At 46.0% G+C, this 14983-nt stretch carries 16 protein-coding genes; 3 read left to right on the top strand and 13 right to left on the bottom strand.

Translation table 11 applies throughout. The features are described 5' to 3' along the window. Positions 1-97 precede the first annotated feature (97 nt). From E2R65_RS11405 to E2R65_RS11350, 12 genes are all read right to left on the bottom strand, one after another. Positions 98-1393 (bottom strand): MFS transporter, encoded by a 1296-nt coding sequence (locus E2R65_RS11405; protein ID WP_134336612.1) that lies wholly within the window; start codon positions 1391-1393, stop codon positions 98-100. Then, the gene (locus tag E2R65_RS11400; RefSeq protein WP_134336611.1) at positions 1393-2157 is read right to left on the bottom strand and encodes an SDR family oxidoreductase; all 765 of its coding nucleotides are present in this window, start codon (positions 2155-2157) and stop codon (positions 1393-1395) included. The genes E2R65_RS11405 and E2R65_RS11400 overlap by 1 nt, the downstream gene beginning before the upstream one ends. A gap of 19 nt (positions 2158-2176) precedes the next feature. Continuing rightward, positions 2177-3241 carry a zinc-dependent alcohol dehydrogenase gene (locus E2R65_RS11395; protein ID WP_134336610.1) on the bottom strand — a complete coding sequence of 355 codons (1065 nt, stop codon included), beginning with the start codon at positions 3239-3241 and terminating at the stop codon, positions 2177-2179. Next, on the bottom strand, positions 3213-5483 hold the full coding sequence (locus E2R65_RS11390) for a hypothetical protein (RefSeq protein ID WP_183500355.1): 2271 nt from the start codon (positions 5481-5483) through the stop codon (positions 3213-3215). The genes E2R65_RS11395 and E2R65_RS11390 overlap by 29 nt, the downstream gene beginning before the upstream one ends. Before the next feature lie 4 nt (positions 5484-5487). Beyond that, positions 5488-6186, bottom strand: coding sequence for a DUF421 domain-containing protein (locus E2R65_RS11385; protein WP_134336609.1), 699 nt, complete (start codon positions 6184-6186; stop codon positions 5488-5490). Beyond that, entirely contained in the window at positions 6186-6881 is a 696-nt protein-coding gene (locus E2R65_RS11380) for a DUF421 domain-containing protein (protein ID WP_134336608.1), read from the bottom strand. Before E2R65_RS11380 ends, E2R65_RS11385 begins: the two co-directional genes overlap by 1 nt. A 68-nt stretch (positions 6882-6949) precedes the next feature. Continuing rightward, positions 6950-7432, bottom strand: a complete 483-nt coding sequence (locus E2R65_RS11375; protein WP_134336607.1) for a hypothetical protein — start codon at positions 7430-7432, stop codon at positions 6950-6952. A gap of 5 nt (positions 7433-7437) precedes the next feature. After that, positions 7438-8589: a zinc-dependent alcohol dehydrogenase gene (locus E2R65_RS11370; RefSeq protein WP_134336606.1), complete on the bottom strand. Its 1152-nt coding sequence runs from the start codon at positions 8587-8589 to the stop codon at positions 7438-7440. A gap of 112 nt (positions 8590-8701) precedes the next feature. Next, on the bottom strand, positions 8702-9007 hold the full coding sequence (locus E2R65_RS11365; RefSeq protein WP_134336605.1) for a hypothetical protein: 306 nt from the start codon (positions 9005-9007) through the stop codon (positions 8702-8704). A gap of 74 nt (positions 9008-9081) precedes the next feature. Next, on the bottom strand, positions 9082-10218 hold the full coding sequence (glf, locus tag E2R65_RS11360) for a UDP-galactopyranose mutase (protein ID WP_134336604.1): 1137 nt from the start codon (positions 10216-10218) through the stop codon (positions 9082-9084). Positions 10219-10228: 10 nt separating this feature from the next. Beyond that, the gene (locus E2R65_RS11355; protein ID WP_204986304.1) at positions 10229-11455 is read right to left on the bottom strand and encodes a glycoside hydrolase family 1 protein; all 1227 of its coding nucleotides are present in this window, start codon (positions 11453-11455) and stop codon (positions 10229-10231) included. Positions 11456-11458: 3 nt separating this feature from the next. Beyond that, positions 11459-11695: a hypothetical protein gene (locus E2R65_RS11350; RefSeq protein ID WP_134336603.1), complete on the bottom strand. Its 237-nt coding sequence runs from the start codon at positions 11693-11695 to the stop codon at positions 11459-11461. Between the two features lie 127 nt (positions 11696-11822). Between E2R65_RS11350 and E2R65_RS11345 the strand changes: the two genes are divergently transcribed. Both E2R65_RS11345 and E2R65_RS11340 read left to right on the top strand, forming a co-directional pair. Continuing rightward, on the top strand, positions 11823-12668 hold the full coding sequence (locus tag E2R65_RS11345; RefSeq protein WP_204986303.1) for a cyanophycinase: 846 nt from the start codon (positions 11823-11825) through the stop codon (positions 12666-12668). Between the two features lie 91 nt (positions 12669-12759). Beyond that, positions 12760-13020 (top strand): hypothetical protein, encoded by a 261-nt coding sequence (locus E2R65_RS11340; RefSeq protein WP_134336601.1) that lies wholly within the window; start codon positions 12760-12762, stop codon positions 13018-13020. 34 nt (positions 13021-13054) lie between these two features. On the opposite strand, the gene E2R65_RS11335 is transcribed toward E2R65_RS11340, so the two are convergent. Further along, positions 13055-13489 carry a DUF2141 domain-containing protein gene (locus E2R65_RS11335; RefSeq protein WP_134336600.1) on the bottom strand — a complete coding sequence of 145 codons (435 nt, stop codon included), beginning with the start codon at positions 13487-13489 and terminating at the stop codon, positions 13055-13057. Positions 13490-13721: 232 nt separating this feature from the next. Here E2R65_RS11335 and E2R65_RS11330 point away from each other — a divergent pair, with 232 nt between their 5' ends. Beyond that, positions 13722-14981, top strand: coding sequence for an MFS transporter (locus E2R65_RS11330; RefSeq protein WP_134336599.1), 1260 nt, complete (start codon positions 13722-13724; stop codon positions 14979-14981). The last annotated feature ends 2 nt before the right edge of the window (positions 14982-14983 follow it).

Raw genomic sequence — 14983 nt, 5'->3', positions numbered from 1 at the left:
TTAGTTTTTTAACAAAAAAGAGCTGACGATCAGCTCTTTTTTGTTAATTTAAATACCCTGCAAAAGTATGGGCCTGTTTGTTTAGGCTTGCAAGGCTTTAAAGTTCGGCCGGTTCTTTTAATTGCTGGGGCACTATCGGCTCGCCGCCTGATACCTCGCACCATTCCTGATCTTTCTGGATAGACCGGGCAACCAGTATAGATGCAAACTGCACTACCGCAACGGCCAGCAGCACATAGCGCAAAGCAGCATCCTCATTTATAAAACGGGCCACAAGGATAAATAACATACAGCCAAACAAACGCCCCACGTATATGCCTACCTCATGGCTAAAGATATAGGCGAACTGATTGCGGCGTTCTTTAGAGGCAACACATTCAATTACACCAAGCTGTATAGGGAAGTAAGCCAGATCAAGCAGCGGGCGCGAGAATACCATACAGGCAACAAATACAATAGCCCCGGCAGCGTTAAATAAAAGCATGTTTACCACCGCCCCTATTACAAACAGCCCCAACCCGGCTGTAAAGATAGCGTTGCGATGCCTGGAGGACGTTTTGCGCCCAAGGATATAAAGCATCCCCGCCGATAGCAAAGCCCCTGCAGACTGGAAAGAACCCACAGACCCCTCGCTGCCTACCAGTTTCATGATCAGCATAACCGGTGCTGCAATTATAAACCCTTGGGCAACACCTTTAAGCGCAGCCATGGCAAGCAGCTTGTTCCAAAGGCGGTGAAATTTAAAGTAGATAAAACGCGCACTCGGCGGGTTTTTAAACTTCCCGCGAATGGCAATGGATGATGCTGTTAAAGTGAGCAGTATAACCAGGCCGGTAAGTATGCGGTATGCGCCGTTAATGTTACCGCCAAGCCATCCCAGCTTTTGCGTAGCCGCAATTAAATAGCCCGCCAATAAAGGCATGATGATAGAGGCCACCGTGAAAAAAAATGATTCGAGGCCGTAGTAGTAATTGCGGTTGGTATCACGCGTGCTGGTAAGAGCAAGCGATACCCTGTTTGCCCAAAAAAAACCGTAAGACAGCCCCATAATAAAGCCGATAAGTGCTATGCCGGCCATTTCTAACTGCGGCAGCAGCATCATAACAGCCATATCCAGCCCGCTGATGATCATCCCGGCGGCATAAAGCCAGCCAATAGGCATAATACGCAGTAAGTATCCGTTAAGGATAAAAGTAACGGGGATACCCGACCCCTGTGCCAGCTGATAAACCATAACCAGGCTTACATCATCAGATTTCCTGATGATGTAAGCACCGATAAACAATTCGATAACGGGTATTGCAAAAGCATAGGCCATATTAGTAAGCAGCAGCGTACGCATGGCCCGGGGCTGGCTGCAAAAAAAGCGGTATTCGTCTTTTATTCCCGCCATTAAATAATTTGTAAGTGAGGCCTTAACTTTAATTCTACCACATCGCAGCGCAGTGGTTGTTCAAGCGCATAAACAATGGCGGCTGCAATGTCTTCGGCCGTCAGCATCTCCAGGTCCTTTTGTTTTTGCTGCTGCTCTTCCGGGGCAGCAGGCTGCATATCTGTGCCCACTGCGCCCGGTTCAATCAGCGTAACTTTTATGCCTTGTTCGTTAATTTCTTTACGCAGGGCTTCAGAAAAGCCCTGGATACCCGCCTTTGTGGCCACATAAACCGAACTGCCCTTTTCGCGTACATCTGCACTCATCGATCCTACATTAACAATATGGCCGCGCCCATTGGGCGCCATACGGTCAACCGCGTAACTGGTGCAGGCGATATAGCCAAGCAAATTGGTTTTTATAACCCGCTCCCAATCCTCGTAATTACCATCGTTTACATCCTGATGCGCCAACGCTGCATTATTAATAAGTACATCTACTTTGCCAAGTACTTCATCTGCCTTTGTAAAAATTTGCTGTATGCCATCTGCCGTTGCCAGGTCGGCCTTGATGCCGGTACACCGGCTTTGCAACCCGGCCTGCTGCATGCTGTTCAGCGTATCATCCAAATGATCCTGGCTGTTGCCAACTATTAATACATCAGCGCCTTTTTGCGCCAGTAAAATAGCGGTGGCCCGGCCAATGCCGGTTGTACCGCCGGTTATCATAACCCCCATACCATTCAGTTGGGCGGGGGTATTTAAATCTAAATCAGCTGTATTCATATGCTTAATTATTAAATGTTTATATTTTTAGCGCCACAAAAATGGCCCCTGTTTCTTCCTTTTTCCGGGCGGTATCAAAGGCCTGGTTAATATCATCCAAAGCAAAACTATGTGTGATCAGTTTTTGGGCATTCAGCTTGCCTTTGGCCAGCAGGTCAAGCGTCATTTGCATTTCGGGGTATATTCCCCAATAAGAATAACTGGCGCTGAGGATCAGCTTTATCTCTGATTTTTGCATTTGCGCCCAATCCAGTTCAATCTTTTTCTGGTCTTTTTCAAAGCCGCCAACTACCACCACCTTGCCGCCAATACGCGTAAATGAAACCGCCTGGGGCAAAGTAACGGGCATTGCCGACCCGCCTGCGCATTCAAAAACAATATCTGCACCGCGCCCGCCGGTAAACTCCATTACTTTTTTATGCGCGTCTTCCGTATCTGTATGAACAATCTCATCGGCCCCTAAATCTTTGGCCACATTTAGCGCCGAAGCTACCTTATCGGTGATCAGCACATCGGCACCGCAGGCTTTGGCCAGCTGCAGCTGCCCCAGGCCTATGCATCCGGCACCAATAACCACCACTTTATCGTTTATTTTGATGCCGCTTAACTGTATGGCATGCATACATACCGAAAAGGTATCCAGCAGTGTAGCCTCTTCAAAACTTACATGATCCGGCAGTTTGTAGAACTTTCGGCATGGCCCCGCCACGTATTGCGCAAAAGCCTGCGATATGGTTTTCATGCGTACCGGGTATAAATTGGGGCAAATATTGTATTGCTGTATGTTGCACCATTCGCAGGTATCATCACCAAGCAAGGTTTCAATAACTACCCTGTCGCCCGGTTTTACGTGGGTAACCGCCGGGCCAACTTCTACCACCTCGCCAGATAGTTCGTGCCCCATTATCTTGCACTTCAGTTCGGGTTCTTCTATTTTCCAGTGCCTTAGGTCGGTACCGCATATGCCGGCAACCTTAACCCTTGCTATCACCCAGTCGGGCTGTGTAATTTCGGGGGCTTTGGCCTCGCCAAGCTCAAAAGTCCCTTCAAGCGTTTTAAACGCTGCTTTCATTTTTTGCTCCATAGCTTAATTGTTTCCGTTTATTTTTATCAGCGGCCCATTTAATAATAATGGTTTGATCGCCGTGTACCGTAAATTCTGTATTACCCGTATTAAGCGGCTGATGATCAAATTGCTCCTGATCGTTACTATTGCCGCACAAAATATTTATTTGCGGCAGCTTTGTATCCTCATTTACCGGCACAATACATAGCCTGCAGGTAAACTCTTTGCTGCCTAATACTTTTATGGTTAAGGTATCTTCCGTTATTTTTTTACGCCCTGTAGGGTATTCTATATAAACCATAAAATCCTGGCCCGGTATGCGGGTGTAGTGCCGCGGTACAATCCCAAAACACATCCCCGCGCCATAAACTTCCTGGCCTACAACGCCGGCTTTTTCCCAGCCATCATGTATGTCCTCCAATGCTATCCACAGCTTAGGGTCTATCTCACCGGTTTTTGTTTCTTCGGATAGCATATCTTTTGGCAGCATAGGCGGGTAATAATATACCGCGCGGTTAGTCATATACTTAACATACTCGCCAAGCAGCAGCCTTGCGCTTTCAGAAAAATCGGTACCTTCGGCCATGGCCAGCAGATCGTGGATAGATGCAAAGCATTCCTGCTCTTCGTAAACAGCCAGATAGGGTGCATTATTAAGCGGGAAAAGGCCGAAAAACAAAGGGAAGTTTTTGCCATAGCCATACTCACATTCCCAAATGGCAACATTTTTAAGCATGTTGGCAACAAACAAGTGGCAAAGGTCCAGATACACTTTATCGCTGGTATCTTTATAAAGCCTTAAAAAAGCTTTAGTTGAAAATGCTACGTTGTTAGCCTGATAAAATATATCAAACCCAAACTTAATAAGCGATTTGGCTGCCACCTTAGCCTCCTCTAAAAAGCGCCTGTCGCCCGTCAGGTCCCAGGCCTGCAGCATTACCTGCGCATATACACCGGCCACATCCTTTTCACCGCCCATACCGGGCTCGGTTTCTTCCTTTAAAACCTCCAGCGTTTTCATGTTATAAAACACCGGCCATTCATAATTAAAATGATGGGCCACCTTTATGGCATAATCTATAGATCTTAAAAAAAGATCTTTTGCCATTTCATCGCCCGCCAGGGCCATACGGGCAAGGTTTAACAGCGGGTGGTGCAGGTACCAGGAATCCATGGTGTTAGGTACCTTTTGCTCTTCAGATTCATCCAGCTCATCTTCTACAGAAGGCAGCCAGCGCTTAATGGTTTGTAACTCATCATTCCAAAAAGTTTGGATGTTATCATAGATCTGGTTAGCGACAGTAAATTGCTCGCCTTTCCAATCCTGGTAATCCCAAATGGGCAGTAATACGGCTAACTGCACCATTATTTCGGGCGGGGTGCTGTAATCACATACGTAAGCGTTTAGGTACGAGCAGCCCTTATGCTGGCTCCAGCAGCCTTTATTACTTTCCAGATCTGCTAACGAATAATTAACAATTTGCTGAAAAGGCTGGTATTTGGTTTTCGGCTTGGGTATCAGTTTGTAAATAGCGGCAAGATGATCCAGATAGCCGTTAGCAACCTCAAACTGATCTGCCGGTGTTTGTGTACTGAATGAAACATAGGCATCAGAAATAATAAATTCTATGCCGGCGGGCAATGGTTTATCCTTAGTAACCGGTAACGAATAGCCAAATTCCGGCCATTTACCGCCAACCGTTTCGGCAACTGATGTTTCTGTTTCTATGCAATAATCATTCAGGGATGTAAGGTTTTGAAAATACAGGAACGAACCTTTACCCGGTTTTTTTATACCCGCATAAACCACCCCGCTACGGATCCCTATCTGTTTAACAAATAATTCGCCATCCGTTTCTTCCGGCTCCTCCCCTTTTTTTACAAACAATATATCTTTTGGCCAAAACGGCAAACACAGGCTTGCCTTTGGCTTAAACTTAACCAGATAATGCAAAACAGGATGCTCACCCGCAGGGAAATCAACAGTTACGTTAAACTCACCGCTGTTTCCAGTCAGCTTTATATTTACACCCTTATCAAACTCATCAATTTTATCCACCGTCATCCCGCCCGGTGCAAAAGCCGTACGGAAGGCCGTACAACTTTTATCATTTACCCCGGTAATGATCCACAACGAATCATCCAGTAATTGTATCTTAAATTTTAGAGGGCCGGCCTGGTGCCGGTATATCGGGTCACTTTTATCATTTAAAATTTTTGGGGATGCGTTAAGCGCCCATGTTGTTACTTGTTGTTGCATTGGCTTAAGATTTAGTTACTGCGGGTGTCCACGTATTATGCCCGCACATTTTACACTGTTGTTTATTTTGTTCTATTGGTTTTTGGCGCGTAAAGCCGCAATTTTCGCAGGTAAGGCGGTTATCATCCCTTATAAAGCGCCGGTAAAGTTCATTGTCCCACCGGGGGATGATAAAAAGGCCGGGCGATGGTTTTTCATTTGGGATAAGCGTAAAGCCCCCGTTGGCTTCCATATAAAGGCGTTTTACCTCGCCAAGCTGTTTGATGCCGCTTTGCCGTAACTGGCTTACCAGGCGTTCGCGCGTTAGCCTTACTTTCTTCATCGTGTCAAGATCCATTACGCCGTTATTTACCAGTGTGCTTATGCCGCCCAGCGCAAACGTTTCAAAGGCTTGGTCTTTAAATGCTTTTGCCGCTATCCAGCGGCTGATGATCACTACAAGAATGGCAATAATTACAGGCGGCAGCAGGCCGCGTTCCGGCGCGGTAAGGGGGATACCGATGGTGGCGGCAAGCGTTACCAGCGCCACCAGTTCTGTACGGCCCAGGCGCGATGACATGCGCTTGCCAATAAGCCTCATGGCAACCATCAGCAGCAGGTACACAAATAACGCCCTGATGATCAATTCCAGGTAAAATTCAACGGGCACATCTCCTAACCAGATCCGCCTAAAATCCATTAACTTGATTTGTTGCTTATTCATTACACTACTGCTGTTGTAAACTGATCGTAATTACAGTTTTTGCAGGCGCCTGCCCTGCTTTTTTGCTTAACCGCCCCGCAATTAACACATGCGTCAAAATCAGGCTCGGGCTTTATCATACCCTGCCCTTCTTCTTTTATCACCTCGTCTCCCTTTGGGTAAAGCGGCAGTCCGGGCTGTTTTTTATCATACTGATAAACAGAGAATGTGCCGGTGGCTTCGAGGTACACCCGTTCTACAGCGCCCAGGCCCAATATTTTTTGCTGCCTTAATTCCGCGATCAGCTGTTCGCGGGAGATGCGGTCATCTTCCATTACCCTTAGCTGAAAAACGCCATCCTTAACCATTAGCGACGGCCTTCCCTGTGTCAGGTTCTCTATTTTATGACTACGATAACCCAGGTAGCTGATCCCCCGCTGTAAACCTACAGCACATAGCAGCAGCACGAGGCCCTGCAAAATACCCCGCTCTGCTACCTGCATAGGGGTGGATACGATTGCCCCCAGGGTTACCATAACCGCCATTTCCATCAGTGTGAGTTCCCCGGTCATTCGTTTACCCAGCCAGCGTACAATGAACAGTAACAGGGTGTAGGTTACTAATGCCCGAAAAAACACTTCGAGCAGGAATATGGGCGGCGCTTGCCCCAATAATATTCGTTCGATATCCTTTAAATGGATCTCGTATCTGTTCATACTGCTCCCATGATATTGAGTTATAAATTATACTGCTGCTTTAAACCAGGCAACCGCTTATTGCCCTGTTACTTTTTCCTTTTAAAAAGCGCATACAAGATTATACCGGTAGCGGCCAACTCAACTGCTTTTTTAATAACGTTGGTGCGGTTATATTTCCATTCCATAGCCAGGCCGCGTTCTTTGATGATATTAGGCAACCGGCCCTGCTTAATATCATCTATCAATCCTTCAAACATATTGATACGGTCGGCCAGTATAAGCGGCACCCAGTGCCGGTACCTGTCTTCACTGTGCTGAAAAGCATACCTGCGGATGACGCCGCTGAGGCCGGAGGGCGGTGCCGATGTGCCGAACACCCTGGTTATCACAGGCCGTTCTTTAGACATCAGTATCTCAACCGTTTGTGGCTGCTGTTCAGAGCGTTCGTAATTAATGCGTTTATGGTCATCTCCCGTGTAGTTTTTCATCGGGTAGGTAGGTTCGTTCTCCGGGTCGGCATCCATGCCCCAGCCGGGGATATTTTTGTATTCCTCGTTCTTAGCTTTCATGATATTTAATGTTTGGCCGATGGGATCAGCACGGTTTTTATACAGTTATCAAGTTTTGATGAAAACAGGCGGTAGGCATCAGAGATCTCTTCTAATGGTACCCGATGGGTAATAAGCCCCTTAGGGTTTAAACGGCCAGCCATAACATGGTCTATCAACCTTGGCAATAACCGTTTAACCGATGATTGGTTAGCCCTTACCGTTATACCCTTATTAAGAATATTACCAAAAGGCACCAGGTTAAACGGCGGCCCGTAAACGCCCACAACCGATACAATACCGCCTTTTTTAACAGAATTAATGGCCCATTGCAAGGCTGTTGCTGCCCCGGCCTGCATTAAGGCCACCCGCCCGCTAAACGTTTGCAAAGTATTCCCTTCGGCTTCGCAGCCCACACAATCGATGCATACATCGGCGCCATACCAGTCTGTCGCTTTTTTTAAGAACACTACGGGGTCTGCCATTTCTTTAAAATTGTAGGCTTCGCAATGGGCATAATTTCTGGCAAACTCCAGGCGATAGTCAACATGGTCGATAATAATTACACGGGATGGCCCAAAGAACCAGGCACAACGCGCAGCCATAATACCCACCGGCCCGGCGCCGAAGACAACCACCGTGTCGCCCTCTTTTATGCCGCCCATTTCTGCTGCCTGGTACCCGGTTGGTACAACATCGGTCAACAAAACGGCATCGTCGGGGTCCATTTGGGGTGGTATAACGGTTGGGCCAAAATCTGCATAAGGCACCCTCACATACTCTGCCTGCCCGCCATTAAACCCGCCCGCCGTATGCGAATAGCCAAAAATGCCGCCAACGGCAGTAGCCATAGGGTTAGATTCGTGGCAATTGCCGTACAGGCCTTGTTTACAAAAGTTACATTTGCCGCAGGCAATATTAAACGGCACCAGCACCTGGTCGCCAACCTTTAGCTTTTGCACCAGCGGGCCTACCTCCTCTACTATACCGGTAAACTCGTGGCCAAAAGTGGAGCCCACGCGCGTATCCGGCACCATGCCGTGATATAAATGAAGATCTGACCCGCAAATGCAGGTTCTGGTTACCCTTACGATGGCATCCTCCGGGTGAAGGATCTCGGGCATTGGCCTTTGTTCTGCCCTGACGCGGTATGGCCCGCGGTAATTCATTGCTAACATATCATTCTGATTTATTGTTAATTAATATTTACATTACATTATTTGTTGTGGTTATTAGTGCTTTTAGCACCAAGCAGCGAAAGCACGCCTACTGCAAGGCCGGTAATACCCATCAGTATAAAGGTGTTTCTGGCAGGTTTATCATTCGGATGCCCGGCATTGCGCCGGCAGCAAATGCCAGTATCCCCGAGGCCACGTCTAAACCGGCGTGTACCTTGTAGGGGATGAGCTTTATTACGCCCCAGCTGGCTTTTGTACACAAGCTATAAGCTAAAGCAGTTAATGCAAATGAGCGGCATACAACCGCCGCCGGTAAGTTGTGTTTAAAACCGGCAATTTTAGGCGCTGCTAACACAAGCGGTACATAGCTGTAATCGGCAAATACATGCTGCTTTTTTTTAATTCCTGTAACTTTCATTATTGTTGTTTTTAATTAGGCCGCAATTACAATGCCTTTTTATCTAATAATTAATAAATTATATATTAATTAATTTAAACAAAATTGGAGCAGGTTTGTAAAACAGGTGCATCAAAGTGACCGGATACCTTTTTCAGCGCAGAGCCGATGATCTGATGCATATCATAGTACTTATACTCGGCTAAACGGCCGCCAAATATTACATCAGTTTCCTTATCGGCCAATGCCTTATATTTTTTAAAAATGGTGTTATTACGTTCATCATTGATGGGATAATAAGGCTCTTTGTTTGCCGTCCATTCTTCGGGATACTCTTTTGTGATAACGGTTTTTGGCTGCGTGCCAAACTCAAAGTGCTTATGCTCGATAATGCGGGTGTAGGGCACCTCTGCCTCGGTATAATTCACCACAGCATTGCCCTGATAATTATCGGTATCTAATGTTTGATGCTCAAATCTTAAACTCCGGTATTGCAGCTGCCCGTACCTGTAATGATAGTACTGGTCTATCTTCCCTGTAAATACCGTGTAGTTAGCCAGCGCATCAAATTGTTTGCGGTGTTCAAAATAATCAACACCCAGTTGCAGTTCTATACCTTTTAAAAGGCCCTCGGTCAGTTTATTGTAACCACCTATCGGGATGCCCTGGTACCGGTCTGTAAAGTAATTATTATCATAAGTTAACCTAACCGGTAAACGTTTAATGATAAAGGCAGGCAGCTGGGTAGCGGGCCTGCCCCACTGTTTTTCGGTATAGCCTTTTATCAGCTTTTCATAAATATCAACCCCAACCAGCGACAGGGCCTGCTCTTCGAGGTTAGCCGGTTCTTTAATATCCAGGCTATCTATTTGTTTCCGGATGATCTCTTTAGCTTCCCGAGGTGTTTTTACCCCCCATAACTGGAAAAAGGTATTCATGTTAAAGGGCATATTGTAAACCTCGTTCTTATAAAACGCTATGGGGCTGTTGGTATAGCGGTTAAATTCAACAAATGAGTTTACATACTCCCAGATGCTTTTATCATTGGTGTGGAATATATGCGCGCCATATTGATGTATATTGATACCCTCTTTACGCCCGCAATAGATATTGCCGCCTGCATGTGGCCGTTTATCGATCACCAGGCACCGTTTACCCCGCTTTGCAGCCTCGTGGGCAAATACGCTGCCGAACAAACCGCTGCCCACTATTAAATAATCGTATTTTTTCACCTGTGTGTAATTAATATAATTTGTATTGTAAGTCTGCATCCGCTATCTCCCCGGCATCCGGATGCGGATCTGGCGTACTTAAGCCGCTATTTATTTTACTTATTGCGCTGTGCAGGGCTTTGGCATAAGGCTGGTGCAGTATGCGCTCTGCCGGGTTACCGGATAAGTTATCCCATAAACCCGGGTGGTGCCAGCAAGTAAGGTTATCCCAGTCGGGCCGGTCAATGATCGGGTAAAGGCATACCCCCCATAGCGGCAAACCCAATGAGTGTACAATACCGCATTCTTCGGTAATCGAGGCCATCCAGTTGGGGCGGTGCTCGCCCGGATGGCTGGTCTCCGTGATCACAAAGGGCCTGTTATAGCGTTGGTATGCCCCGGCCAGCATCTCGCTTAAGGGCCTCCACCTGGGGTCGTCATCTTCGTTAACCCAGGGTAAAAACTCCGCACTGCCAACCACCCACCGGTTATTGTAGTAAAAATTAAAACCCAGGATATCCAGATATTCGGGCCTGCCGCCAAGTTCGGGGCAAATGCTGCCGCATAACATATCCAGGGTTTGGTACTGCAGCTCGTTTTGATAGCGCGCCTGCAGTTCGCTTTCTGCGGTAACCGGCAATTGGGGCACCATATCAACCAAAGGTTCTGTGGTTAAGATGCGGATGGTGGGGTCTATTGCCCGCATAGCGGCAACGCCCGCAATAAAAGCTTTCATTAAATGATACTTAACTGCCCAGCCATTGTTGGTATGGTAGGGTACCGTACCTGCGGCCTCGCCGCCTAACCACGATAAAAAGCTCACCTCGTTTATAGGTGTTACAATAAGCTCCTCATCTAAGGCTACAGCCCTGTACAACTTCACAAATTCTTTACAGAGGCTTACAAAACGCGGAGTAAAATCGTCGTCTAACGGCGATAGCCCATCCGGAAAGCCGAAATGGCAAAGATCCCAAACCTGCTGGATGTTGTTATCCCTGCCGCTTTTTATCATCTGCTTTACAACCGCCCAATCATATTGATAAGGCTTTGTTTCAACAAAACTCCACCTTATGCCCTCCCGTACGGTTTTTATCCCATAAGCTTCAAGCAGTTTATAGTCTGCATCTACCCTATCTAAATGGCCGGTTATCGTTGCCAGATCAACCCGCTGGCGGCCGGCATTTAATTTATCAGAACACTCGTACCCCGCCATCCAAAATGATCTTAACGGGTTGGTATATTGGTATGCCTTCCCCATCAGTTACCTGCCGTTTTTGTTAAAACTTTGTGCCGGTCCGCAAACGCTTACTTTCCCCCTGGTAATTACCGGCGGAGCTGATGGCTTTGCCGCAGCGCCGTTAACAAGTACATAGCATGCAGCTGTGGCAATGCCAGACAGCAGCAGTAATACCGGAATTTTTACTGCCCTAACCCGGTAAATATGTTTAAGGCTATTGGTATGATGATAATCTCTGATTAAATTCAGCACTGCTCGCATATTCTTATTTTGTTTAATAAGAAAATAGATATTCATACAAAATTGTTTTAATAAGATAATAAATTAATAATAAGTAAAAACAAATCATCTGATAAAATCATTCTCATAAAATAAAAATGGATGAATAGTGAGCGAAAAAAATAATAACTGCCCTGTTCCAACCGGCACATTATTGATAATAGGCGGGCACGAAAGCAAAGACGGGCCGGATGATAAGAACCGGCCGCCAGAGATCCTGAAAGGTTTTATCGACCTTATGGACCGTAAGGATGGTGTGATAGAAGTGATCACTACGGCCAGTTCTGTACCCGAAGAATTATTTGAGGATTACAGATCGGCCTTTGTTAATTTAGGGGTAAAAAATATCGGCCATATCCATCATACCAGCAGGCTTGATGCCATTAAAAACAACTTTGAAGACCGTTTAAATAATGCCGGCGGTGTATTTTTTGCAGGAGGCGACCAACTAAAACTTACTTCGATATATGGCGGTACAGATTTACTGCTGCTGCTGAAAAACAGATACATACACCAAAAAATAGTAATTGGCGGCACCAGCGCAGGCGCAATGGCCATGTCGACCCCGATGATTTATGCAGGCAATAAAAATGTACAGCAGCTTACCGGCGAAGTAAAAATAACGGTAGGCCTGGAATTTTTGAAGGATGTATGTATAGATACACACTTTGTAGACAGAAGCAGGTTTGTTAGAATGGCACAGGTTGTTGCCACCAACCCAACCTGCATAGGCATCGGTATTGAAGAAAATACGGCGATTATTGTACGCAACGGAAAAGAAGCCGAAATTATAGGCAGCGGCGTTGTTATTGTTATTGACGGGAACGGTATTACCGCTTCAAATGTTTATGATACCAACACCGATAACTATATTGCTGTAGAAAACTTAAAGGTGCACCTGCTTTCCAAAAGGCTTACGTATCATTTGCCACAAAATAATCCGCCGCATATCTGAAAGTATATTAAATAAAGAAATATTATTAATCAATAATTAAAACACTCTTTAAACCTTGCTGTTTAAACAACAGTTACTAAAGCTTTAACCTATGAAAAAGTTAATAATTATCGGCGCGCTATCTGCTTGCGTAGCTATAGGGGGATGTAAAGGAAACGGAAGTACAAGCGGCAAAAGTGATATTTCTTCATCAGACAGTACTAAAGGACTTAACGATGGGAACGGCGCACCAGGATCAGGCACCGGATCGGCCGGCGCTGGTACCGTAGGCGACTCTACCCTTACCCAGCAGGATACCGTAAACGGCGCCCCACTGCCACAAGGCCCGGATACAGCAAAACATCAAAAATAAGCGCGCATAAGATTCGGCATAGTTTAATTTGCTGCTATAGATATTTTACCCTGATCTGGATATTAGGTACGTTTTTTACATCAACCTTAAAATCATTAAAACCTGGTTTTTTAAGCTTTTCCATAAAAAAGTTCGAAAACCCGAACCCTTCTTTGGGTATGCCAATAAAGTTCTTGTCTATCTTTCCATTCCCGTTTTCGTCGTCAAACAGGGTGATGCCATAAATGCCGGGCTCGATAGCTAACTTTACTGTCATCGCCCCGTTGTTAACCGATGTTTTATCGAAAGTAAATTTCTTATAAGGTTTTTCCTGATCAAAACTTGCCTGATCCTTAAACACGCTTACCACAACGCTTCCTTTTGATGACCTGATACTGCTGATTTTTACGGGGATTTCCTGCGCACCGGCAAGTGTAGTAAACAACATCATCAATAAGCCGATGAACAGGCTATTGGTAATTATTTTCATAGTTATATCTGAATTTTGCCCGCTTCGGCACTACCTAAACGCGGCTTGGTACCCATTGGTATAACGGCAGCCCGTTCCAGCATTATATAATAAACATTGCACGTTTCGTTTCGGGCCTTTAATAAAAGGCCATATTAATTTTTCTTCATATATAACATGCCACTAAACATTATTACAGGCGTGTGGTTATCCTCTCAAATATATCAAATATGTTATAACATCAATTTAATTTATGAATAGTAAAACCCCTACTAATACTAAAAAGCATAGCCTCAATTGCCTCAACTGGCTCAATTTTTCTGCGGCAGATGTAGCTACAGGCCTCGGCCCGTTTCTGGCTGTTTACCTGGCCTCCAACCTGCATTGGAACCCGTCGCAAATTGGTGTGGCCATTGGCGCAATGAGCTTTGCAACCGTAATTGCACAATCGCCGGCCGGCTGGCTTTGCGATGTAAGTAAAAAAAAGCGCTTAGGCATTGTGGTGGTTTCTATCACCATTGGCATAGCCGGTTTTTGCATGTTGTTTTTTCCAAACTTTTATGCGGTTATTATTTGCCAGATAGCCATTGGCGTGGCGGCAGCATTTTTTGCACCGGTATTAATTGCCCTGGCCATGGGGATAGCCGGCCGTAATAATTTTGATAACACCATAAGTAAAAACCAAACCTTTAACCATGCAGGCAACGTGGTTTCGGCAATATTAATTGGTGTATTGGGTAAGTTAACACATAATGCAGGCATATTTTATGGCCTGGCCTTGTTTTGCCTTATGAGTATCATATTCTCGCTATCCATCAAAGAGGAAGACATCAACCACGAAGCGGCAAGCGCTGCCGGGGATAAAAAAGGCACGGAACCTAAAAAAACCTCGTTTTTAGATATGCTCAAAAACAAAGGCTTTTTGATCCTGCTGTTCTCTGCCGTACTGTTCCATTTTGCCAATGCGGCCATGCTGCCCCTGGTAGGTCAGGAACTGGGCAAGGCGCGCACTTCCAACGCCTCGCTTTACATGTCGGCCTGTATCGTACTGGCACAGCTGGTAATGGTGCCTATGTCTTTCATGAGCGGCAGGTGGGCTGCAACCGGGCGCAAAAAACTGATGATGATCGCCTTTTTTATCCTGCCCATTCGCGGCATACTCTACACCTTCGGTAAAGGGGCCATTTACCTGGTGAGTATCCAGATCCTGGATGGTGTTGCCGGCGGTATATTCAGCGTGGTTTCTATCCTTATCGTATCCGATCTGTTTTGCGGTACCGGCAAGGATAATTTTGCCCAGGGGATACTGGCCGCCGCCATAGGTTTGGGCGCATCGTTAAGCAACGTCATCAGCGGGTACATTGTAAAGGCAAGCGGTTTTAATTTTGGCTTTTATGTATTATCGGCATTAGCACTGGTTGCCTTTCTTCTTTTTTGGGCTATGATGCCAGAAACGGTATCGTGTGCGGATGAAAAGCCGGGGAATAAAGATATGAAGTTAAACTTAGCCTGATA

It is taken from the genome of Mucilaginibacter phyllosphaerae (assembly GCF_004378255.1).
GTDB lineage: Bacteria > Bacteroidota > Bacteroidia > Sphingobacteriales > Sphingobacteriaceae > Mucilaginibacter > Mucilaginibacter phyllosphaerae.
Note: the sequence above shows the minus strand (reverse complement) of the source record. Positions and strands in the feature narration are given on the sequence as shown.